This window comes from Pseudomonas sp. H1h (assembly GCF_000633255.1).
In the GTDB taxonomy this organism is placed as follows: domain Bacteria; phylum Pseudomonadota; class Gammaproteobacteria; order Pseudomonadales; family Pseudomonadaceae; genus Aquipseudomonas.
Genome location: NZ_AYMJ01000002.1, coordinates 208,650 through 231,162, shown reverse-complemented (window position 1 = coordinate 231,162; position 22,513 = coordinate 208,650). Strand labels below are relative to the sequence as shown.

At 60.5% G+C, this 22,513-nt stretch carries 21 protein-coding genes; 12 read left to right on the top strand and 9 right to left on the bottom strand.

From position 1 onward, the window contains the following. Window positions 1-389: 389 nt before the first annotated feature. Window positions 390-806 carry a DUF4124 domain-containing protein gene (locus U862_RS0101900; RefSeq protein WP_025108842.1) on the top strand — a complete coding sequence of 139 codons (417 nt, stop codon included), beginning with the start codon at window positions 390-392 and terminating at the stop codon, window positions 804-806. Between the two features lie 18 nt (window positions 807-824). On the opposite strand, the gene U862_RS0101895 is transcribed toward U862_RS0101900, so the two are convergent. From U862_RS0101895 to mrcB, 3 genes are read right to left on the bottom strand one after another with little or no spacing between them, the layout of a single operon-like run. Then, complete coding sequence (locus U862_RS0101895) at window positions 825-1,160, bottom strand: YqcC family protein (RefSeq protein WP_025108841.1); 336 nt, start codon at window positions 1,158-1,160, stop codon at window positions 825-827. Beyond that, window positions 1,160-1,915: a hypothetical protein gene (locus U862_RS0101890; protein WP_025108840.1), complete on the bottom strand. Its 756-nt coding sequence runs from the start codon at window positions 1,913-1,915 to the stop codon at window positions 1,160-1,162. The genes U862_RS0101895 and U862_RS0101890 overlap by 1 nt, the downstream gene beginning before the upstream one ends. A 16-nt stretch (window positions 1,916-1,931) precedes the next feature. After that, the gene (mrcB, locus tag U862_RS0101885) at window positions 1,932-4,256 is read right to left on the bottom strand and encodes a penicillin-binding protein 1B (RefSeq protein WP_025108839.1); all 2,325 of its coding nucleotides are present in this window, start codon (window positions 4,254-4,256) and stop codon (window positions 1,932-1,934) included. 116 nt (window positions 4,257-4,372) lie between these two features. Between mrcB and U862_RS0101875 the strand changes: the two genes are divergently transcribed. From U862_RS0101875 to U862_RS0101860, 4 genes are all read left to right on the top strand, one after another. Beyond that, entirely contained in the window at window positions 4,373-5,929 is a 1,557-nt protein-coding gene (locus U862_RS0101875; protein ID WP_025108838.1) for a bifunctional aminoglycoside phosphotransferase/ATP-binding protein, read from the top strand. 91 nt (window positions 5,930-6,020) lie between these two features. After that, window positions 6,021-6,365 carry a pentapeptide repeat-containing protein gene (locus U862_RS0101870; protein ID WP_025108837.1) on the top strand — a complete coding sequence of 115 codons (345 nt, stop codon included), beginning with the start codon at window positions 6,021-6,023 and terminating at the stop codon, window positions 6,363-6,365. 275 nt (window positions 6,366-6,640) lie between these two features. Further along, window positions 6,641-6,913: a TfoX/Sxy family protein gene (locus U862_RS0101865; protein WP_003228231.1), complete on the top strand. Its 273-nt coding sequence runs from the start codon at window positions 6,641-6,643 to the stop codon at window positions 6,911-6,913. Between the two features lie 16 nt (window positions 6,914-6,929). Further along, window positions 6,930-7,730: a Crp/Fnr family transcriptional regulator gene (locus U862_RS0101860; RefSeq protein ID WP_025108836.1), complete on the top strand. Its 801-nt coding sequence runs from the start codon at window positions 6,930-6,932 to the stop codon at window positions 7,728-7,730. A gap of 225 nt (window positions 7,731-7,955) precedes the next feature. Here U862_RS0101860 and U862_RS0101855 read toward each other — a convergent pair whose 3' ends face one another. Genes U862_RS0101855 through U862_RS0101840 form a run of 4 tightly spaced genes read right to left on the bottom strand, consistent with a single transcriptional unit; the run spans window position 7,956 to window position 11,498 of the window. Continuing rightward, window positions 7,956-8,804 (bottom strand): ChaN family lipoprotein, encoded by an 849-nt coding sequence (locus U862_RS0101855; RefSeq protein WP_025108835.1) that lies wholly within the window; start codon window positions 8,802-8,804, stop codon window positions 7,956-7,958. Between the two features lie 20 nt (window positions 8,805-8,824). Beyond that, window positions 8,825-9,592 carry a heme ABC transporter ATP-binding protein gene (locus U862_RS0101850; protein WP_025108834.1) on the bottom strand — a complete coding sequence of 256 codons (768 nt, stop codon included), beginning with the start codon at window positions 9,590-9,592 and terminating at the stop codon, window positions 8,825-8,827. Beyond that, window positions 9,592-10,575 carry an iron ABC transporter permease gene (locus tag U862_RS0101845; RefSeq protein WP_177327303.1) on the bottom strand — a complete coding sequence of 328 codons (984 nt, stop codon included), beginning with the start codon at window positions 10,573-10,575 and terminating at the stop codon, window positions 9,592-9,594. The genes U862_RS0101850 and U862_RS0101845 overlap by 1 nt, the downstream gene beginning before the upstream one ends. Window positions 10,576-10,625: 50 nt before the next feature. After that, window positions 10,626-11,498, bottom strand: a complete 873-nt coding sequence (locus U862_RS0101840; RefSeq protein WP_025108832.1) for a hemin ABC transporter substrate-binding protein — start codon at window positions 11,496-11,498, stop codon at window positions 10,626-10,628. Between the two features lie 163 nt (window positions 11,499-11,661). On the opposite strand from U862_RS0101840, the gene U862_RS0101835 reads away from it, so the two are divergent. Continuing rightward, window positions 11,662-11,979 (top strand): Rieske (2Fe-2S) protein, encoded by a 318-nt coding sequence (locus tag U862_RS0101835; RefSeq protein WP_025108831.1) that lies wholly within the window; start codon window positions 11,662-11,664, stop codon window positions 11,977-11,979. On the opposite strand, the gene sfsA is transcribed toward U862_RS0101835, so the two are convergent. Both sfsA and U862_RS0101825 read right to left on the bottom strand, forming a co-directional pair. After that, entirely contained in the window at window positions 11,976-12,689 is a 714-nt protein-coding gene (sfsA, locus tag U862_RS0101830) for a DNA/RNA nuclease SfsA (protein WP_025108830.1), read from the bottom strand. The two genes, U862_RS0101835 and sfsA, sit on opposite strands and share 4 nt — an antisense overlap. After that, the gene (locus U862_RS0101825) at window positions 12,689-13,861 is read right to left on the bottom strand and encodes a pyridoxal phosphate-dependent aminotransferase (protein WP_025108829.1); all 1,173 of its coding nucleotides are present in this window, start codon (window positions 13,859-13,861) and stop codon (window positions 12,689-12,691) included. The genes sfsA and U862_RS0101825 overlap by 1 nt, the downstream gene beginning before the upstream one ends. A 333-nt stretch (window positions 13,862-14,194) precedes the next feature. On the opposite strand from U862_RS0101825, the gene dksA reads away from it, so the two are divergent. From dksA to U862_RS0101795, 6 genes are all read left to right on the top strand, one after another. Next, the gene (gene dksA, locus U862_RS0101820) at window positions 14,195-14,638 is read left to right on the top strand and encodes an RNA polymerase-binding protein DksA (protein ID WP_003228250.1); all 444 of its coding nucleotides are present in this window, start codon (window positions 14,195-14,197) and stop codon (window positions 14,636-14,638) included. A 191-nt stretch (window positions 14,639-14,829) separates the two neighbouring features. Further along, a complete protein-coding gene (gluQRS, locus tag U862_RS0101815) occupies window positions 14,830-15,726 on the top strand; it encodes a tRNA glutamyl-Q(34) synthetase GluQRS (RefSeq protein WP_025108828.1) in 897 nt (298 codons plus the stop codon). Window positions 15,727-15,803: 77 nt separating this feature from the next. Next, window positions 15,804-15,980: a hypothetical protein gene (locus U862_RS29960; protein WP_003176118.1), complete on the top strand. Its 177-nt coding sequence runs from the start codon at window positions 15,804-15,806 to the stop codon at window positions 15,978-15,980. Then, on the top strand, window positions 15,964-18,918 hold the full coding sequence (locus U862_RS0101805; RefSeq protein WP_025108827.1) for a sensor histidine kinase: 2,955 nt from the start codon (window positions 15,964-15,966) through the stop codon (window positions 18,916-18,918). Before U862_RS29960 ends, U862_RS0101805 begins: the two co-directional genes overlap by 17 nt. Window positions 18,919-18,940: 22 nt before the next feature. Next, window positions 18,941-20,377 (top strand): sigma-54 dependent transcriptional regulator, encoded by a 1,437-nt coding sequence (locus U862_RS0101800; RefSeq protein ID WP_025108826.1) that lies wholly within the window; start codon window positions 18,941-18,943, stop codon window positions 20,375-20,377. Window positions 20,378-21,111: 734 nt separating this feature from the next. Further along, entirely contained in the window at window positions 21,112-22,512 is a 1,401-nt protein-coding gene (locus tag U862_RS0101795) for a polynucleotide adenylyltransferase PcnB (protein ID WP_025108825.1), read from the top strand. Window position 22,513: the final 1 nt, after the last annotated feature.

The following is a 22,513-nucleotide window of genomic DNA, read 5'->3' as shown; positions in this document are numbered from 1 at the left end:
CTCTAAAACGCCAGAATACCGTCCACAAAAAGGGGCGGGTCTTAATAGGTTTACTTCTCGGCAGAGCATGAGCGACGGTGGTCGCCGACTACGTCAGCACTGACTGAGCAAGTATTGGGATCGTCCCAAGTGTTGCGGGCCTTTCCCACCCAGCGCGAGGTAACGCGTTGCGGGTGTAACAGGTCGACGCGGATATGCGCCTCATGATCTACCGAGTGGGTCTGCTTCTGGCAGTCCCTCTACAGCGGACTTTGGATTCTTCTGTTTCGCCCTCTCCAAGTCAAGCCGTCAATGTGCTTAATTGTGGGTAAGCACATGAGAACGCAAGAAAAAACCTGAAAACCGCTACTCTGTTAGCGTCAATTGCGCAATTTTGCCAAGGAATCAGCATGCGAACGCTTCTGTTAACTCTGCTGATCGGCCTCAGCCCCTGGTGCTCGGCCGCTCAGATCTACAAATGGGTCGATGCCCAAGGCGTCACTCACTTCGATGCGCAGCCTCCGCAAGGGCAGCCGGCCACCACCGTGCAAACGCCCTCCTCGCCCCCGCCGAAACCTGCAGCAATGCCTGGCAGCGGCGCGCAGGGCGATCAGAAAACCATCGACGACAAGGTCAAGAAACAGGTGGCGGAGCAGCAGACGCAGCTCAGGGCGTTTTGCGAACAGGCACGGACGAACCTGGCGCAATTGCAGAACAATCCACGCTTGAGAGAGGAAGTGGAGGGAGAAATGCGGCGCCTCAACGATGCACAACGGCAGGAGCGCATCGGCGAAACGCAGAAACAGATTGCGCAGAACTGCCAGTAGGTACTGGCAGCTTGCGGTTCAGCGCGAAGCAGTGATCAGCAGGTCGAACTCTTTGAGCAGCACCTGCAGCTGTCGATCCTTGCCCTTCAGATTGCGCTGGGCAAAGACCATTTCGGCCATCTCCTGAATGCCCGAGGCATTGGGCAGCGGCAGATCCTGCTCGAGGATCATCTTCATCCGCGGCAGGAAGATCCATTGCAGCCATTGCTCGAAATCCAGCGTGTCGACCGAAAACGGCTCGACACTGCTCAAGGCTTCTACCGATGGCTGAACCTCATCCCACCAGCCTTGGGTACGCAGCTCACGCTCGATCAGCAGCAACTGATCAGCGATTTTCGGGAAACGAGTATCCATCAGAGCGAAACCTTGGCCTTCTGACGAGCCAGAGCCGCGCCGGCGGAGTCGCCCTGCTTCTCACGGGACTGCGCGATGATTTCCCACAGGTTGGCTTGCAAGTCCGGACGACCGTTGGCCATGGTCAGCGCACGACGGGCGAACTGCTCGGCCTGTGGCGCATCACCTTGAGCCATGCGCACTTGCGCCAGACGATAAAGCACTTGCGGCTCACGCGGGGCTACGCGCTGGGCGCGCTCCAGACTGGAGGACGCGCCATTGAGGTCACCGCCGGCCTGTTGCTGCTGTGCAGTAGTCAGCAAGGCGAGCACCGGGCCATCCAGTTGCTCATCCGCCGACAGACCACCGGCACTGCTGGCCGAAGGAATCCCGCTTGGCGTCGAGGGCATGCTGTAGCTGCCCGTGTTGATCGGCGCCGACTCGACCGGCGACGGGGTGTACGGCCCCGGCGTGATACCGCCGGACGCCGGGCCCGGAACGATCGGCGAGGTGCTGATCGGAGCCGAAGTCGTGGCGCCGCCACCCGGCACCATCACCACTACGCCAGTATCACCCTGAGGGATGGCCTGGGATTGCGCCTGGCCTTGTACTGGGCGCTTGACCGTCGTCTTGCGGAAACCGCCGTTGGCCGACAGGCGTTCGCTGTTGGACACGGTCGTGCCGGAATCCACCACCGGGATCGAACCACGCTGTACGGTAGAGCAGCCGCTGAGCAAAGCCACGGCGGTCACCGCTGGAATCAACCACTTGTTCACTTGAAACCCTCTTTGCTTAATTCATCCAGCCCTTGACCCAATCCATCACCGACTCCGGCGAAGCAGGCGTTTCGCTTGCACACGCGGCGCCGGGTGGCGGTTCGCTGCCGCGAATATACGGCATCTGCACCGCCCCCGGACAGTTGGCGTCAGAGCCTTGTCCGGTACGCGAATCGACCCACGCCTGGACGATGTTGTCCGGCTGCGGCATGTCCAGCGGCAGCGGATCGGCCTTGCGCATGAAACTGGTCCAGACCTGCAATGCACCGGTTGCCCCGGTAAACGGGGTCTTGCCGTTGTCGTCACGACCGAGCCAGACCACTGCCAGCAGGTCCTGACTGAAACCGGCGAACCAGCTGTCACGCGAATCGTTACTGGTACCGGTCTTGCCGGCCAGCGTCAGGGTCTTGGGCAGCACGTTATAAACCGAGCTGCCGGTACCTTCACGCATCACCCGCTGCATGGCGTTCTGGATCAGGTAGATGGACGCCGGATCGAAACGCTGCTCGATCTGGAACGGATAACGCTTGAGCGGCTCGCCCTCGGCGGTCAGTACGCTGCGAATCCCGCGCATCGGCGTATTGAAACCACCGTTGGCGAGGGTCTGGTACATGGTCGCCACTTCGATCGGGGTCATGCCGCCAGCCCCCAGCAGCATCGACGGGAACGCCGGGAATTCCCGGGTCACGCCCAGACGCGCAAGGGTCTTGAGCACATTCGGCACACCGACTTCCAGGCCCAGACGCGAGGTCGACAGATTGTAGGAGTGCGCCAGTCCTTGATAGAGGAAGACCGTGCCGTGTGAGCGGCGATCATAGTTCTGCGGCTTCCACACCTGGCCGTCCGCGCCTTTGACCGACAACGGATCATCCGACAGCCAACTGGTCAGCGTGTAGTGGCTCGGTTTCTCCAGTGCAGTCAGATACACCGCGGGCTTCACCAGGGAACCGATCGGCCGCACGGCATCCAGCGCCCGGTTGAATCCGGCGTAGCTGGCCTGACGGCTACCAATCATTGCCTGGACTTCGCCGGTTTCCGGATTGGTCACGACCATCGCCGCTTCCACATCATCGGAGCCCTTGCGTCCAGCCAGGCGCTTGAAGGTGTCGTTGACCGAGGCCTCGGCTTTCATCTGCAGAATCGGGTCGAAACTGGTGAAGATCCGCAGGCCCTCTTCGGTCAAGTCCTCGTCGCGATAGTCTTCACGCAACTGGCGTTTGACCAGATCGATGAAGCCCGGGAATGAGCTATCAGCGAGCTTGCCGCGAGTCGTTACACCCAGTGGCATTTTCTTCGCAGCTTCGACCTGTTCGGCAGTCGCCACGCCTTGCTGCTCAAGCACGTCGAGCACCAGGTTACGACGCTCGAGCGCGCGCTCAGGATTGCGGCGCGGGTTGTAATAGGACGGGCCTTTGACCATGCCGACCAACAGCGCTACCTGATGCAGTTTCAGCTCGGACAATGGCTGGCCGAAGAAGAACTGGCTGGCAAGACCGAAACCGTGCACCGCACGCTGACCGTCCTGCCCGACGAAGACTTCGTTGAGGTAGGCCTCAAGAATCTCCTTCTTGTCGTAATGCAGTTCCAGCAGCATCGCCATCATCGCTTCGGTGAGCTTGCGGCTCAGGCTGCGTTCGTTGGTGAGGTAGAAGTTCTTGACCAACTGCTGGGTCAGCGTACTGCCACCCTGGGTCATCTTGCCGCCAGAGGTGTTGACCCAAATGGCCCGGGCAATCGATTTCGGCGATACGCCCCAGTGGCTGTAATAGTCGCGGTCTTCAACCGCAACCAGGGTTTCCAGCAGGTACGGCGGCACCTGATCGAGCTTGATCAGGATTCGGTCTTCAAGATTTTTAGGGTAAATGCCGCCGATCATCAGCGGCTCAAGCCGCACCACGGACAGCTTCGAACCATTGAGCCCCGAAAGCTCGGCCACATAATCGCCGGAGAAGCGCACGCGCACCGGCTGGGCTTTTTCCAGACCTTCATAGAACTGGAAGCCGCGAGTGTTCAGATCGACGGTATTGCCGTTGACTGCGGCAGCGCCGGGACCGTTGCTCACGGCTTCGCGACGATAGCCGAGCGCGTCGAGCTCGGTCAGGAAATCATCCTTGCTGAGCTTTTGTCCGACGAACAGCTCGAGCGGACGCGCGTAGACCTTGGCCGGGATGGTCCAGCGCTTGCCGGAGAACTTCTCCTGCACCACGGCATCGAGGTAAACGGCGAAGCCGGCCAGCACCACGAGGCCGACCAGGCTGAGTTTAATGGCCCAACCCAACCACGGGCGCAGGCCCCTGGCAGGTGGTTTTTTCTTGGTACGAGGGGATCGAGTTCGAGTCATGGCGGCGGATTATACGCACTTTATTCATACTCAACAGGAGCGCTCCGAGGTTTGCGTCGGGCTGGCGAGCGGCCATAATGGCGACCTCGAATTTCCCAGTCTCTGAAGGATCGCCCGTGAGCCAGTCCCTGATCGCTGCCCTGCAAAACCCGGCCCTCTACCCGCACCCCGTCGAAGGGTTCCAGGTCATCGAAACCCACATCTCGTGGGTGATCCTCACTGGCCCCTTTGCCTATAAAGTGAAGAAGCCGGTGAATTTCGGCTTCCTCGACTTCACCAGCCTCGAATCGCGCGAGCACTTCTGCGGCGAAGAACTGCGCCTGAACCAGCGCCTGACCGATGATTTGTATCTGGAAGTGTTGCCGGTGACCGGCAGCGTCGAAGCGCCGCAACTGGGCGGCGATGGCCCGGCAATCGAATATGTGCTGAAAATGCGTCAGTTCCCGCAGACCGGTTTGCTCAGCACCTTGCAAGCCAACGGCGAGTTGACCACTCGGCACGTCGACGAAATGGCCGAACAGATCGCCAAATTCCACCTCAGCGCGCCGAAAGTCCCGGCCGAGCATGACGCCGGCACACCGGACAGCGTGATGGCCCCGGTCTCGCAAAACTTCGAACAGATCCTGCCGTTCCTCAGCGACAAGAACGACTTGCTGCAACTCGAAGCACTGAAAGCCTGGGCCGAAAGCAGCTTCGAACGCCTCAAGCCGCTGTTCGCTCAGCGTAAAGCCGAGGGTTTCACCCGCGAATGCCACGGTGATATCCACCTGGGCAACGCCACCGTCATCGACGGCAAAGTGGTGATCTTCGACTGCATCGAGTTCAACGAGCCGTTCCGCTTCACTGACGTCTGGGCCGACACCGGCTTCCTGGCCATGGACCTGGAAGACCGCGGCCTGAAATCCCTGGCCCGTCGCTTCATCAGCCAGTACCTGGAGCTGACCGGCGACTATCAAGGCCTGGAAGTGCTGAACTTCTACAAAGCCTACCGCGCCCTGGTTCGCGCCAAGGTTGCCCTGTTCAGCATGCCAGCGGACGCCACCCCAGTGCAGCGCGCCACCACCCTGCGCCAGTACCGCAACTACGCCAACCTGGCGGAAAGCTACAGCACCATTCCTTCGCGCTTCATGGCCATCACCCACGGTGTATCGGCAGTCGGCAAAAGCCATGTGGCCATGCGCCTGGTCGAAGCACTGGGGGCGATTCGCCTGCGCTCCGACGTTGAGCGCAAGCGCCTGTTCGGCGAGCAAACTGTGGCCAATGATGTGCAGGCCGGCATTTATAGCGCCGACGCCAGCACCAAGACTTACGCACGCCTGCATGAAATCGCTGAAGTGATCCTGCACGCCGGCTTCCCGGTGGTCATCGATGCGACTTACCTGAAGCGTGAGCAACGCGACAGCGCGGCAAAGATCGCCGAAGCCACCGGCACGCCGTTCCTGATCCTCGACTGCAACGCACCACAAGCGGTGATCGAGAGCTGGTTGGCAATTCGTCAGGCGGACAAACAGGATCCGTCCGATGCCACACTGGCAGTGATCGAAGCGCAACAGGCTAATCGCGAAGCACTGACGCCTGAAGAAATCCTGCGCAGCAAGCGCGTACAGACCAATGAATCCGGCACGCTGGACACCGTGGTCGCGCAGATCCGTCAACGCCTGCCGGGCCTGTAAGAAACTATTTCGGCCGTGAAGTCCTCGCTTGCTTCACGGCCGCCAAATAGTGGCACTATACTGGCGTCATAAAACCAACAGGTGATCTGACATGAGCCAGCCGAAACTTCTCGACACCCCGCTGTACGCCTTGCTGCACAAAGACGACATCACAGGTTTCAACAAAGAGCGCCCGCAAGACGGCCCGATCGATATGGTCGGTGGCGACTTTCGCGGTCTTGATCTGCGTGAACTGAATGCTGATGGCGTGGATTTCAGGGACGCCTACTTCCGTTCCGCCGATCTGCGTGGCATCGATTTCCGTAATGCTTCGCTTGAAGGAGCGAGCCTCGCTCATGCGCAGATTTCCGGCGCGTACTTCCCGGTTGAGCTGAGTGCGGACGAGATTCTGATGTCGATGAACTTCGGCACGCGCTTGCGTTATCGCACACGCTGATCCCTGACACAACGCCTTCCCTGTAGGAGTGAGCCTGCTCGCGATAGCGGTTTGATATTCAACACATGTGTACCTGCCAGTCCGCTATCGCGAGCAGGCTCACTCCTGCATTGTTTTTTGTTCCCCCCTCCTTATCTGCGTTCGCAGACCGTTCAAGCGCCCCTTTCTTAGAAGCGTTTGCGTTGAATCCGACCAAACAACCACGCTTTTCCTACTGATGGCTACACTCCTGAGAAGCTCGACCACGCACCATTCGGCCGTCGCAAGGAGGCTTGATGAATGATGAACTGCAACACCTGAAGAATCTTGGCAAGACGTCGGCGCAGTGGCTGCATGCCGTGGGCATCCACAGCGCTTCGGACTTGCGTCGCCTGGGGGCGGTAGACGCCTACCGGGCCGTGCGTACCCGCGGGTTTCGCGCATCGAAGGTGTTGCTGTATGCGATCGAAGGGGCGCTGATGGATGTGCATTGGAACGACATCCCTGCCGAACGCAAAGACGCCTTGAACAAGCAACTCGAAGCTATTTCCTCTCGACACAAGAATTGAAATAGGCGCTGACGCCATGTATCTGCTCGGGGAACAATCGGCACCTGTCGATGCACTGATCAATCGCTTGCAGAGCTTGCCTGTACGCTGGCTCGAAGGGCTTGCGCCGTGCGGGCCAGCGCTGGAGACAGAAATCTCTGACGATCTGCTGCGACAGTTACCCGACGATCAGTTGTTTCTGCTGACAGAAGGCGTGATCAACGGCTGCATTGGCGGTCGGGCGGTTTTTTACTGGCAGGAAGGCGACTTGATCGGTCTGCAGCAGGGCCAGGCCTGGGCTGATTGCCGTTTGTGCAGTGACGGGGCCTTACGATTGCTGCCATATCGGCGAACTGATCTTCTTCACCACTTGTTTGCCGAACCTGGCAGGGCCGAGCAATTGCTGGAGTATCTGCTGGGTCAGATGGCAATGCTGGCCCACGCTGTAGCCGAATTGAAACCACGCGAGTTTCGCAGCACCAACGGCTTCAAACGGGTCGAAAGCGGTGAAGTGCTGATCCAGCAGGGCGATGTGGCCGATCACGTTTTCGTGATCATCGATGGGCATGCCGAAGCGTTTGTTGATGGGCACAAAGTGGGCGAAGTACCCAAGGACGAAATTTTCGGCGCCATGGCGGTGTTCACGGGAGAGCCGCGCAACGCTACGGTCATTGCTCGCGAGCCGAGCACCGTCATGCTGATTCCCGGCGATCAATTTCTGAACATGACCCGCAACAATCCAAAAATTGCTCACAGCCTCATTGAGAGCATGGCCCGACGTATCGGCCAGCTCAACCAGCAGATCACCCAACTGATCGCCAGCAAAGGCCCGCGTTAAGTCCTGTATTTCCGGGGCATTACGGCCATTTTCACGACTAAATCAAGTAAATGGAAAAACAGTGGTTGACTCGGTAATGAGAATCGCTATGATTATCACAACTGGTCGCGAGATCAGTCGATATTCTGAAAAGCCCTTGGTTCGGACTCTCAGATTATCTCCTCATCAGGCTAATCACGGTTATTTGACCCGGTTCTACCGGGTCTTTTTTTGCCTGTGGAAAAGTCATTGGCCAAACTGTTTGCGCATCTGTGCGCAGTAATCCTGCTTCGGCTTCGCCTGGGTGTACCAGACATAATCGGCCATCGCTGCGGTAACCTCAGCCCCCTGCTCGGCCATCATCAGCACCGTCGGTGCTTGGGCTGCGCCCAGATCCAGAACATGCAGCGGTACACCAACATCCTTGCGCGCGTGCCAGGCACCGGCCAACAACAAGGCTGGCGTTGGCGCCGCCAGCAAACGCTCGGCCATGCGTCGATCGCGTTGCTGCTGAACCGCGAGCATCGCCGGCATTTGCGATTTGGGCAGCAAGCCGCAGTGTGAATCGCTGATCTGCTCAAGCAACGCGGCCTTCACCGCGGGCGCATTGCTGCGAACTCCGCTCAAACCTGACGGCTGTCGATAAAAGGCGCGGATTTCATCGCTATCCAGATTGGCTGCCAATAACGGATAGGGCTGCGTGAGGGCGAACCGGACGATCGGACCATAGAGACTCCAGTCCCAACCATCCTGCCAGGCCAATGCGCCGGGAAGATCAGTGGGCGGCGCTGCTGCGTGACGGACTTGATCCACTTTCGGCTGTTGATCAGGCGTGAGCATTTCCAGCAACAAACTGCCTTGGAGACGCTGCTCACCGAGCGCCTGCAACAACCACAACTGCACAGCGTGATGATCGGCATTGTCGTGTTGCTCGCCGATGATCAGGTGTTGCGGCCTGGCCAAACGCTTCAGCAACGCCTCTGCCGTCAGCACCTGGCCGCTGTGCAGATCGCGAATCTCGCCACTGACCGGCGGCGCGGCAACATGCTGACACCCTGCAAGCAGCAACACCGCCAATAACCACATCCCGCGCATGCCATCACCTCGATGAGAAATCAGCGGGCGATGATCAGCGGATGCCCACGTTCCGGGTGCGGCTGCACCAACACTTCAAGACCGAACACGGCTTTGAGCGTATCCGGTCGCAAGACCTGTTGCGGCGTATCCAGCGCCACCGGGCGCCCGCCTTCGAGCAACAACACACGATCACAATAGCGCGCCGCCAGATTCAGATCATGCAGGATGACCAGCACTGCCGCGCCACGATCGGCAAATTCGCGCACCGCTTGCAGCGTCGTATGTTGATGCAGCGGATCGAGCATCGACGTTGGCTCGTCGAGCAACAAGCTTTGCCCGGCCTGCCCCGGCCACAGTTGCGCCAGCACCCGCGCCAGATGCACACGCTGACGTTCGCCACCCGACAGCGCCAGATAACTGCGCCCGCTCAGATGCCCGGCATCCGCAGCGTCCAGCGCTGCCGCAACGATCTCGTCATCGCGCACCCGACCGCTCTGATAAGGCAAGCGGCCCATGCCAACCACCTCCTCAACGCGAAAGGCAAAGTCCAGCGTCGACACCTGCGGCAACACCGCCAGACGTTGCGCGCGTTGCGCACCCGTCCAGCGGCTCAAGGCCTGACCATCCAGCGAAACCTCGCCCTCGCTGACCGCCAGTTCACCGCAGAGGGCGCCGAGCAATGTGCTTTTACCCGCGCCATTCGGCCCCAACACCCCCAGCACTTCGCCCGGTTCAAGCTGCAGGCTGACCTCGCTGAGCACCGTCTTGCGGCCGCGGCGGATATGCAGATTGTGCGCACGCAGCATCAGGCACGCCCTCGCAACAGCAGATAAAGGAAGAACGGTGCGCCGATAAACGCGGTGACAATGCCGATCGGCAACTCCGCCGGCGCCAGCGCCAGCCGCGCCACCAGATCCGCCAGCAACAACAGACTGGCCCCGGCCAACACCGAGGCTGGCAACAGCACCCGATGATCCGGCCCGGCCAGCAAGCGCACCAGATGCGGCACCACCAACCCGACGAAACCGATCATCCCCGCCGCCGCCACTGCCGCACCGACACCCAGCGCGGTGCAAAATACCAATTCGCGCTTGAGCCGCTCGACATCGATACCCAGATGCCCTGCCTCGGACTCACCGAGCAGCAAGGCATTCAGGGCCTTGGCGCGGCGCGGCAACCACAGCGCAACGCCGGCGCTGATGATCAGCAGCGGCCAGAGCCGTGCGTAACTGGCGCCGTTGAGGCTGCCCAGATTCCAGAACGTCAGCGTACGCAGGGTCGCGTCATCCGCCAGATAAGTGAACAGCCCCACCGCCGAGCTTGCCAGCGCAGTCAGGGCAATCCCCGCCAGCAGCATGGTCGCCACGTTGGTCTGACCGTTGCGGCGGCCGAGTCGATAGACCAGCGCCGTCACCCCCAGCCCACCGAGAAACGCACACGCCGACAGCAAATACGGCCCGAACCACTCCGGCAAGCCGCCAAAAAACGCACCGCCGACAATCGCAATCGCTGCGCCCAACGCAGCACCGCTGGACACCCCGACCAATCCCGGATCGGCCAACGGATTGCGAAACAAGCCCTGCATCGCCACACCGGACAACGCCAGCACACCGCCGACGGCCAGCCCGAGCAAGGTGCGCGGCAAGCGAATCTGCCCGAGAATCAGCTCAGCCTGCTCCAGACCGTCCGGCGCCAGCGGCACACCGAGCATGCGCAACGCTGCGCGCAGGGTATCGAACAGCGGCAGGCTGACCGGTCCCAGCGCCAGCGACAGCCAGATGGCCAGCAGACACAACAGCGTCAGGCCAACGAACAGGCTGCGGGGTTTGACCAATGTGGTCATGGGTTGCCCTTGGTCGGGTAGAAACCGTCAGACAAGGTCCTCAACGCCGCTGGCAAACGCGGCCCGAGGCCGCCAACCAGCAACGTCGGGTCCAGCTCCAGCACCCGTCCGGCCTTGACAGCGCGGCTTGAGTCGAGAATAGGGTTTTCCTTGAACAGCGCCGTTTTCGCCGCCTCACCGCTCAACGCGCGATCAGCGAACACCAAGACTTCAGGATCGAGCCCCGCCAACGATTCCACTGAGAACGGTTTGTAACCGGTATGCGTCGCCAGGTTATGCCCGCCGGCCTGTTGCAACATCCAGTCGGCAGCCGTGTCCTTGCCAGCAATCAACAGCTTGCCACCTGCATGTCCGATCAGCACCAGAACGCCCGGCGCCTTGTGATTGGCCTGCAATTGACTGACTCGCTGTTTCAGCGCATCGAGTTGCTGTTGATAGCTTTGCAGCAGTTGAGCCGCTTGCGCCTCGGCGCCGAGCAATTGTCCCAGGTGCGTGACGTTCTTTTGCAGGGTTGGCAGATCCGGCTGCGCGGAAAACAGCTCCACCTGTACCTTGGCATTCCTCACTTGCGCCAGAACCGGCGGCGGGCCCATTTCTTCGGTGCCGATCAGAATGTCCGGACGCAGGCTGAGAATGCCTTCCGAAGACAGACTGCGCTGATAGCCGATGCTCGGCAGTGCCTTCAGCGATTGCGGGTGCTGACTGGTGGTGTCGACGCCGACCAGTTTCGTCTCGCCGCCCAGCGCACTGACCCACTCCGACAATCCGCCCCCGGCGCTCACCCAGCGTTGCGGCAAATCAGCCGCTGCAGCCTGGTGGCTGACGAAAAGTCCGACACACAGCACAGCAACGCGGGTTTTCAGGCGCATACACAGCTTCCTTGAACAGGTTTTTCCGCGCATCGGGACAACGGGCCAAGTATCCTAGGCATCGGTCACCGCACGGCGGATGAAGGCGGCCATTTGATAATTGTTTGCATTTATACGTCAAGCTCGGACATCTCCCGTGACGAGCCGACACTTGAGGATAGCCATGAAGTTTTTGTGCGCGGGCGCCGATCTGGCCGAGGCCGGCAGCCGAGGGTTCGACATCGACGGAAACAGACTGTTTGCCGTGCGCCGCGAGGGGCAGGCGTATGTCTATCTGAACCGTTGCCCGCACCGCGGCGTCGGGCTGGAATGGCACCCAGACCAGTTTCTCGACCCGAGCAACAGCCTGATTCAGTGCGCAACTCACGGCGCACTGTTTCTGATCGAGGACGGCCAATGCGTCGCCGGCCCCTGCGCCGGGCAATCCCTGACCGCCATCCCTTGCCGCGAGGATGCACAAGGGCTGTGGATCGATGTTTAACCGTTAAGCAGGACGTTCAGCCGCCGGTCGATCACCATCTCTTCGTGGCTTAAGCGCACGCCGTAGGCCAGTACCTCGACCCCGCACGCCACCGCTTCACGCAGTGCGTCAGCGTAGGCCGAATCGATTTCCTGCGCCGGGCGCACCGCCTCGATCCCGCTGAGATTGACGCAATACAACTGCACCGCACGAATACCGTCCCGGGCCAGATGCGCCAGCTCGCGCAGGTGCTTGGCGCCGCGCTGGGTGACCGCATCGGGAAACGCCGCCACATTCGTCCCGTCGAAACCCAGGGTGACGCTTTTCACCTCCACATAGGCTGGGCCGCTTGGGTATTCGAGGCGAAAGTCGATGCGGCTGTTTTCCTGACCGTACGCCACTTCGCGTTTCAGCGCGGTAAAACCGTTCAACTCGCTGATGACCCCAGCCTGCAAGGCTTCTTCGACCAAGGCGTTGGCGCGGCCGGTGTTCACGCAAAACAGCCGGCCCTGCGGGGTTTCGCCGATTTCCCAGGTTCCGGGCAGCTTGCGTTTGGGATCGTTGGAACGGCTGAACCACACCTGGCCGCCCTCAACCTGGCAATTGAGCATCGAACCGGTGTTCGGGCAGTGCAGGGTCAACAGTTCACCGTTGATCGTTTCAACATCGGCGAGAAACCGTTTGTAGCGGCGAATCAGTCGCGCCTCTTCCAGAGCAGGATAAAAACGCATCAGCCTTGCCAGCTCTTCAGGCCACGGGCGATTCGTTCCACCGCTTCCTGTAAGCGAGGGAGGTTTTGCGTGTAGGCAAAACGCACATGGTGGCCGGCTTGATAACGGCCGAAATCCAGTCCCGGGGTAAAGGCAACATGCTCGGTTTCGAGGAAATGACGGCAGAACGCGAAGGCATCACCGCCGAACCGGCTGATATCGGCGTACAAGTAGAACGCCCCTTCCGGCTCGACGGCGATATTGAAACCCAACTCGCGCAACGCCGGCAGGAGGAAGTCCCGGCGGCGACCGAATTCAGCGCGGCGCTCTTCGAGAATGGCGATGGTGTCTGGTTCGAAGCACGCCAGTGCCGCGTACTGCGCCATGCTCGGCGCGCTGATGTAGAGGTTCTGCGCGAGTTTTTCCAGTTCCCCGACTGCCGCGTCAGGCGCCACCAGCCAGCCGAGACGCCAACCGGTCATGCCAAAATATTTGGAAAAACTGTTGAGCACAAAGGCACTGTCATCGACTTCCAGCACACTCGCCGCGTCGGTGCCATAGGTCAGGCCGTGATAAATCTCATCCACCACCAAATGCCCGTGCCGCGCCTTGATCGCTGTGGATAACCCGGCCAGCTCATCACGGGTCAGGATCGTCCCGGTAGGGTTGGCCGGCGAGGCCACCAACGCACCGACACTGTCGTGATCCCAGTGCCGCGCCACCAGATCCGGGGTCAGTTGATAACGTACGTCCGGCCCGACCGGAACCAGCTGCGCCGCGCCTTCGACCAGACGCAGGAAGTGCCGGTTGCACGGATAACCGGGGTCCGCCAAAAGCCAGTGTTTGCCAGGGTCCACCAGCAAGGCGCTGGCCAGTAACAGGGCGCCGGAGCCACCGGGGGTGATCAGAATCCGTCGCGGGTCGATGTTCAGGCCATAACGTTGTTGATAGAAACCGGAAATCGCCTCGCGCAGCTCGGGAATGCCGCGCGCGGCGGTGTAGCGGGTCTTGCCCGCCGTTAGCGCCGCTTGGCCTGCGCGGATGATCGGCTCAGCCGTGGTGAAGTCTGGTTCGCCGATTTCCAGATGGATAACGTCGTGGCCTTCAGCCTGCAATTCGTTGGCCCGCGCCAGCAGCGCCATCACATGGAACGGTTCGATCGCACGACTGCGCGCACTGTAGGGCTGAGCCATTGGCCTTCCTTCGACGGGAAAAAGAAACGATTCTACCCATCTGCCGGAACGAGCGAGAACCCATCGCGGTCACAGCCTCAAGAACGCTGGACTGTAACGATATGAGCGTACGCTCCAGGATTGACTAAAATCAGTGATTGAACAGGTCTTCAACACCACCAGACACGGCTTGCCAAACATTTGCAAGCGCCACCCGCCGGGACCTCGACATCCGGGAGTAGCGCAGGCCGAATTGATCTGGTAAGTTCGCCCGCTTGCAGCCGCAGGGCCGGCAGGTGTCGGTGATGGAGCAATCCTGCGCAATGGATTACAAGAGTAGAGGCGGTCCATTTCATGCCCACCCAAGCAAAGCAACAGCAGCAAGCGACGATCAGCGGCTTCGAACCTTATGTTCCGAAGGCCGGCGAAGAGTACATGGGCGCCCCGATGCGCGCGCACTTCACCAAGATCCTGAACAAGTGGAAACAGGACTTGATGCAGGAAGTCGATCGCACTGTTGATCACATGAAAGACGAAGCAGCCAACTTCCCTGACCCGGCCGACCGTGCCAGCCAGGAAGAAGAATTCGCCCTCGAGCTGCGCGCCCGCGACCGCGAGCGCAAGTTGATCAAGAAGATCGACAAGACCCTCGAACTGATTCAGGACGAAGAATACGGCTGGTGCGAGTCCTGCGGCATCGAGATCGGCGTCAAGCGCCTCGAAGCCCGTCCTACCGCGGATCTGTGCATCGACTGCAAGACCCTGGCGGAAATCAAGGAAAAGCAGGTCGGCAAGTAATCTCGACTTGAACGAAAAACGGAGCGTGCGAACGCTCCGTTTTTGTTTCTGCCTTTTGCCTTTGTGGGAGGGGGCTTGCTCCCGAATACAATGTGTCATTCAACATAAACGTGTCTGATCCGACGCATTCGCGAGCAAGCCCGCTCCCACAGGGGGTAATGTGCGCGAACCCTGAAAATTATATTGTCCTCATGACTGCCAAAACCTCCCCCGCCTACATTGGCCGCTTCGCCCCGACACCCAGTGGCCATCTGCACTTCGGCTCGCTGGTCGCCGCCCTCGCCTCTTACCTCGACGCACGCGCAGTGGGCGGGCGCTGGCTGGTGCGCATGGAAGATCTTGATCCGCCCCGGGAGGAGCCCGGCGCGCAGGCAGCGATTCTCAAGGCGCTGGAAAGCTACGGTTTCGAATGGGACGGCGAAATGGTGCGCCAGAGTGACCGGCACGAGGCCTACGCGCAAATCCTCAACAGCCTGTTCAACCATGGCCTTGCCTACGCCTGCACCTGTTCGCGCAAACAACTGGAGCCGTATCACGGCATTTATCCGGGGCTGTGCCGCAATGCCGGGCATGAGCAGCAAGACGCGGCGATCCGCCTGCGCGTGCCGGAACTGGAATATCACTTCATCGACCGGGTGCAGGGCGAGTTTCGCCAGCATCTGGGGCGCGAAGTCGGCGATTTCGTGATTCGCCGCCGCGATGGCTTGTACGCCTATCAACTGGCAGTCGTGCTGGATGACGCCTGGCAAGGCATCACCGACATCGTGCGCGGCGCCGATCTGCTCGACTCCACCCCGCGCCAGCTCTACCTTCAAGAACTGCTGGGTTTTCGTCAGCCACGCTACCTGCACCTGCCATTGATCACGCAACCGGACGGCAACAAGCTCGGCAAATCCTACCGCTCGCCGCCACTGGAGGCCGATCAAGCCACCCCTTTGCTGCTGCGGGCCCTGCGCGCGCTGGGGCAGAACCCCGGCGCCGAGTTGGCTCACGCCACCCCGCAGGAGCTACTGAACTGGGGCGCAAACCACTGGGATGCGACCCGGATCCCGCGCACACTGACCCTGCCCGAAGCGCAACTGCAATGACGGCACTTGCAGTGGCGCGCCCATCCGTTACCATCGCCGCACGTTTTCGGGCACGCGCATAAAAAAGAGAGGCCGGGATGTACATCTATCGCTTGGTCCTGCTTCTGGTCGTGGGAATCTATCTGTTTTCTCCAGCCATCATGGATTGGTGGATCGACGCCACGGGCGCCTGGTATCGGCCGTATCTGCTCTGGTTGATCCTGATTGTCGTGACCTTCATCCTGCAGAGCCAAAAAGATGCCGATGAGCTTTAGCCTGACCCAGATGATCCTGATCAGCGCCGCATACCTGGCGGTGCTGTTCGGAGTTGCCTGGATCAGTGAACGGGGCATGATCCCGCGGGCGATCATTCGCCACCCGCTGACCTACACCCTGTCGCTGGGGGTTTACGCCAGTGCGTGGGCGTTTTATGGCACGGTCGGCCTGGCCTATCAGTACGGCTACGGCTTTCTGTCGAGCTATCTCGGGGTGTCCGGCGCGTTTCTGCTGGCGCCGGTGTTGCTCTACCCAATCCTGAAAATCACCCGCACCTATCAACTGTCGTCGCTGGCAGACCTGTTTGCGTTCCGTTTTCGCAGCACCTGGGCCGGCGCACTGACCACGATCTTCATGCTGATCGGCGTGCTGCCGCTGCTGGCGTTGCAGATTCAGGCGGTGGCCGACTCCATTGGCATTCTCACCGGCGAGCCGATCCAGAGCCGCGTCGCCCTGGCATTCTGTGCGCTGATCATTCTGTTCACGATCTTCTTCGGCTCCCGGCATATCGCCACACGCGAGAAACACGAAGGGCTGGTGTTCGCGATTGCTTTCGAGTCGGTGATCAAGTTGATCGCCCTCGGCGGCGTCGGCCTCTATGCGCTGTATGGCGTGTTCGACGGTCCACAACAACTCGAGTTGTGGCTTCTGCAGAACCAGACCGCCCTCGCCGCCCTGCACACGCCACTCCAGGAAGGCCCTTGGCGCACGCTGTTGCTGGTGTTCTTCGCCTCGGCGATCGTGATGCCGCACATGTATCACATGACCTTCACCGAAAACCTCAATCCGCGCTCGCTGGTCAGCGCCAGCTGGGGCCTGCCGCTGTTCCTGCTGTTGATGAGCCTGGCGGTGCCGCTGATTCTCTGGGCCGGCCTGAAGCTCGGTGCCACCACCGACCCGGAATACTTCACCCTCGGCATCGGCATCGCCGCCAACAGCAAGCCGCTGGCATTGCTGGCTTACGTCGGCGGACTGTCGGCCGCCAGTGGCCTGATCATCGTCACCACCCTGGCGCTGTCGGGCATGGCGCTGAACCACCTGGTGCTGCCGCTCTACCAGCCACCCGCCGAAGGCAACATCTATCGCTGGCTGAAGTGGACCCGCCGGGCCTTGATCGTCGCGATCATCATGGCCGGTTTCGGCTTTTACCTGATGCTCGGTGCCGGGCAAGACCTGGCCAACCTCGGCATCGTCGCGTTCGTCGCCACCCTGCAATTCCTGCCCGGCGTGCTCTCGGTGCTGTACTGGCCGACCGCTAACCGTCGCGGCTTTATCGCCGGTCTGCTGGCGGGGATTCTGGTGTGGGTGGTGACCATGCTGCTGCCGCTGGTCGGCAATCTGCAGGGTTTCTACATCCCCCTGCTGAACATGATTTACGTGCTGGACGACACCAGTTGGCACATGGCGGCCATCGCCTCGCTGGCGGCCAACGTATTGATGTTCACCCTGATCTCGCTGTTCACCAACGCCAGCCCCGAAGAAGCCAGCGCCGCCGAAGCCTGCGCGGTGGATAACGTGCGTCGTCCGCAACGCCGCGAGCTGCACGCCGCCTCCCCCCAGGAATTCGCCACACAACTGGCCAAACCCCTGGGCGCCAAGGCCGCACAGAAGGAAGTCGAGCAGGCCCTGCGCGATCTCTATCTGCCGTTCGACGAACGCCGCCCCTATGCGTTGCGCCGACTGCGTGACCGCATCGAAGCCAACCTCTCCGGCCTGATGGGTCCGAGCGTGGCCCAGGACATGGTCGAAACCTTCCTGCCGTACAAGGCCGGCGGCGAAAACTACGTCACTGAAGACATCCACTTCATCGAAAGCCGCCTCGAGGATTACCACTCACGCCTCACCGGGCTGGCCGCCGAACTCGACGCATTGCGTCGCTACCACCGCCAGACCCTGCAAGAGCTACCGATGGGCGTCTGCTCGCTGGCCAAGGATCAAGAGATCCTGATGTGGAACAAGGCGATGGAAGAACTCACCGGGATCGCCGCGCAGCGGGTGGTCGGTTCGCGACTGAGCACCATCGCCGATCCGTGGAAGCAACTGCTGCAAGGTTTCATCAACCTGCCCGACGAACACCTGCACAAACAGCACCTGGCACTCGACGGCCAGACCCGTTGGCTGAACCTGCACAAAGCGGCGATCGACGAACCGTTGGCACCGGGCAACAGTGGCCTGGTGCTGTTGGTGGAAGATTTGACCGAAACCCAGATGCTCGAAGACAAACTGGTGCACTCCGAGCGCCTGGCCAGCATCGGTCGCCTGGCGGCCGGCGTGGCCCATGAAATCGGCAACCCGATCACCGGTATCGCCTGTCTGGCGCAGAACCTGCGCGAAGAGCGCGAAGAAGACGGCGAGCTCACGGAAATCAGCGGACAGATCCTCGAACAGACCAAGCGGGTGTCACGCATCGTGCAGTCGTTGATGAGCTTCGCCCATGCCGGCAGTCATCAGCACAGCGACGAGCCCGTCTGTCTGGCCGAGGTCGCACAGGATGCGATTGGCCTGCTGGCCCTGAACCGACGCAACTTCGAAGTGCAGTTCTATAACCTGTGCGATCCGGATCACTGGGTCGAAGGAGATCCGCAGCGGCTCGCCCAGGTACTGATCAACCTGCTTTCCAACGCCCGTGACGCATCGCCTGCGGGCAGTGCGGTGCGGGTCAAGAGTGAAGCCGGCGAACACACGGTCGATCTGATCGTGGAGGACGAAGGCAGTGGTATTCCGCAGAACATCATGGACCGATTGTTCGAACCTTTCTTCACCACCAAGGATCCTGGCGAAGGCACCGGTCTGGGCCTTGCACTGGTCTATTCCATCGTTGAAGAGCATTATGGACAAATCACCATCGACAGCCCGGCTGATGTACAAAGCCAGCGCGGCACCCGTATCCGGGTGACCTTACCGCGCCATGTCGAAGCGACGTCCGCTGTGAACTGAGACCGTCGAGAGTATCGAATCAATGCCGCACATTTTGATCGTCGAAGACGAAACCATTATCCGCTCCGCCTTGCGCCGCCTGCTGGAACGCAACCAGTACCAGGTCAGCGAAGCCGGTTCAGTGCAGGAAGCACAAGAACGCTTCAGTATTCCCACATTCGATCTGATCGTCAGCGACCTGCGCCTGCCTGGCGCCCCCGGTACCGAGCTGATCAAGCTTGGCCAGGGCAAGCCGGTGCTGATCATGACCAGTTACGCCAGCCTGCGTTCGGCGGTCGACTCGATGAAGATGGGCGCGGTGGATTACATCGCCAAGCCTTTCGATCACGATGAAATGCTTCAGGCCGTCGCACGGATCCTGCGTGATCACCAGTCGGCGCCCGCCGCCGGCGAAGTGGTTGCCGGCAAATCGACCAATGGCAGCGGCAAATCGTCTGTCGACAACAGCAACGGCGAGATTGGCATCATTGGCTCGTGCCCCCCGATGCAGGATCTGTACAGCAAGATCCGCAAAGTGGCGCCCACCGACTCCAATGTCCTGATCCAGGGTGAATCCGGCACCGGTAAAGAGCTGGTCGCCCGCGCCCTGCACAACCTGTCCAAGCGCGCCAAGGCACCGATGATTTCGGTGAACTGCGCGGCCATCCCGGAAAGCCTGATCGAGTCCGAACTGTTCGGCCACGAAAAAGGCGCGTTCACGGGCGCCAGCGCCGGTCGTGCCGGTCTGGTGGAAGCGGCGGACGGCGGCACGCTGTTCCTCGACGAGATCGGCGAACTGCCGCTGGAAGCTCAGGCGCGCCTGCTGCGGGTGTTGCAGGAGGGCGAAATTCGCCGCGTGGGCTCGGTGCAGTCGCAAAAGGTCGATGTGCGCTTGATCGCCGCGACCCACCGCGACCTCAAGAGTCTGGCGAAAATCGGCCAGTTCCGTGAAGACCTTTATTACCGTCTGCACGTGATCGCCCTGAAACTGCCGGCCCTGCGCGAGCGTGGCACCGACGTCAACGAAATCGCCAATGCATTCCTCGCCCGACAGAGTGCGCGCATCAACCGTACCGACCTGAAATTTGCCGCCGATGCCGAACAGGCCATCCGGCACTATTCCTGGCCGGGTAACGTGCGCGAGCTGGAAAACGCGGTCGAGCGCGCGGTGATCCTGAGCGAAAGCCCGGAAATCTCCGCCGACCTGCTGGGCATCGATATTGAGCTGAGCGACCTGGAAGACGACGAGTTCATCGGCTTGCCGGCGCAAACCGCAGGTAACACCAGCAACAGCAGCCATGAGCCGACCGAAGACCTGTCGCTGGAGGATTACTTCCAGCATTTCGTCCTTGAGCACCAGGACCACATGACCGAGACCGAACTGGCGCGCAAACTGGGCGTCAGCCGTAAATGCCTGTGGGAACGCCGGCAGCGGCTGGGCATTCCGCGGCGCAAGACCGGAGTCACCAGCGAGAGCTGAACGTTACCTGTCGAGTGTGCGGGTAACGCTTGAAGATGTGAAAAAACTGTTACCTCAGTCCTTTCACGTAACAAAAGCCGGGGTTATCGGTAACGAAACCCCGGCTTTTTTTCGTCCTTGGAAAACGGTTATACCGACCTAACCCCTTGTTTTATTGGGCTTCACAAAAGTTGGCACGGCACCTGCTATATGTTTGGTACAAGAACAATAACAAGCAATGCACAAGACAATAAAAATAAGACGAATCGACTCACGCACAATAAAAACAAGACGGCGAGAGGCGCAGCTAACTGATTCTTTTGGAGAGGCGTTGTATTTGGGGCTAGCCCCACGACCAGGCCGAGAACAACAAAAACTGTCCTAAGACAGAGCCTGTACTGGTTGGATCGAAAGATCACTGCAATTCAGCGACCAAAGCAATCCGTTTGCTCTTGGCTCCCGATTGGGAGGGTCACGAAGGAAACGCTTCGTGGCGAGGGCACTCAACAAAAACAAAAAGCCCGAATCAATAATAAAAAGAGCACGCAACTACTTCTTGGGGAGCTTCGGCTCCCCTTGTAGTTTCTCCCTACCGGCAAAATCCCCCGCGTTTATCGAGTTCGAAGCCTGTAGCCTGCGGCTTCCAGCGTAAAACGGCTGTGTCCTACACCATCCCCCGACTAAATGCTAGAATCTGCGCCCATCATGCGGTCATTCTTTGGTATGGCCGAACATTCCTTCAAACAGTGCATCCCATGCTGAAGAAGCTGTTCCAGTCATTCCGAACTCCCGTGCGTCGTACGCAACACATCCGCAGCACCCCTGAAGTGCTCAACAGCGGTCAACATTCGCTGCAGAAAACGCAATTCAGCCGCTACGCGGTGAATATCGTCGAACGCCTGCAAGGTGCCGGTTACCAGGCTTATCTGGTCGGCGGTTGCGTGCGAGACATGCTCCTGGGCATCACGCCCAAGGATTTCGACGTCGCCACCAGTGCCACCCCCGAGCAAGTCCGGGCCGAATTCCGCAATGCGCGGATCATCGGTCGCCGCTTCAAACTGGTGCATATCCATTTTGGTCGCGAAATCATCGAGGTCGCGACCTTCCGCGCCAATCACCCGCAAAACGAAGACGACGAAGACAGCAACCAGTCTTCACGCAACGAGAGCGGACGGATTCTGCGCGACAACGTCTACGGCACGCTGGAAGAAGACGCGCAACGCCGCGACTTCACCATCAACGCCCTGTATTACGATCCGGTCAGCGAGCGCATTCTCGACTACGCCAACGGCGTACACGACATCCGCAATCACCTGATCCGCCTGATTGGCGATCCGAAGCAGCGTTACCAGGAAGACCCGGTACGGATGCTGCGTGCCGTGCGTTTCGCCGCCAAGCTCAATTTCGGCATCGAGAAGCACACCGTGCAGCCGATCCGCGAACTGGCGCCGATGCTGCGCGAGATCCCGTCGGCCCGTCTGTTCGAAGAAGTGCTCAAGCTGTTCCTCTCCGGCCACGGCGCGATCACCTTCGAGATGCTGGTCGATCTGCAACTGTTCGCCCCGCTGTTCCCGGCCAGTGCCGATGCGCTGGAACACAACCCGGAATACACCCACACATTGATCAGCGAAGCGCTCACCAACACCGACCTGCGGATCAAGCAGAACAAACCGGTAACCCCGGCGTTCCTGTTTGCCGCACTGCTGTGGCCTGCCCTGCCGGCCCGTGTGTTGCGTCTGCAAGAGCGCGGCATGCCGCCGATTCCGGCGATGCAGGAAGGCGCCCACGAGTTGATCGCCGAACAATGCCAGCGCATCGCGATTCCGAAACGTTTCACCATGCCGATTCGCGAAATCTGGGACATGCAGGAGCGCCTGCCACGGCGCAGCGGCAAACGTGCCGACCTGCTGCTGGACAACCCGCGCTTCCGCGCCGGCTACGATTTCCTGCTGTTGCGTGAAAGCGCCGGCGAGCAGACCGATGGCCTGGGCGAATGGTGGACCGACTATCAGGATGCCAACGACAGCGAACGTCGCGATATGATCCGCGACCTCAGCGGCAAAGGTGATGACGCCAGCGGTGCGCCGCGCAAACGTCGCCGCAGCAGCGGCTCCAAGCGCAAACGCGCCGGGGCTCCGAGCGCATCGGGCGAATAAG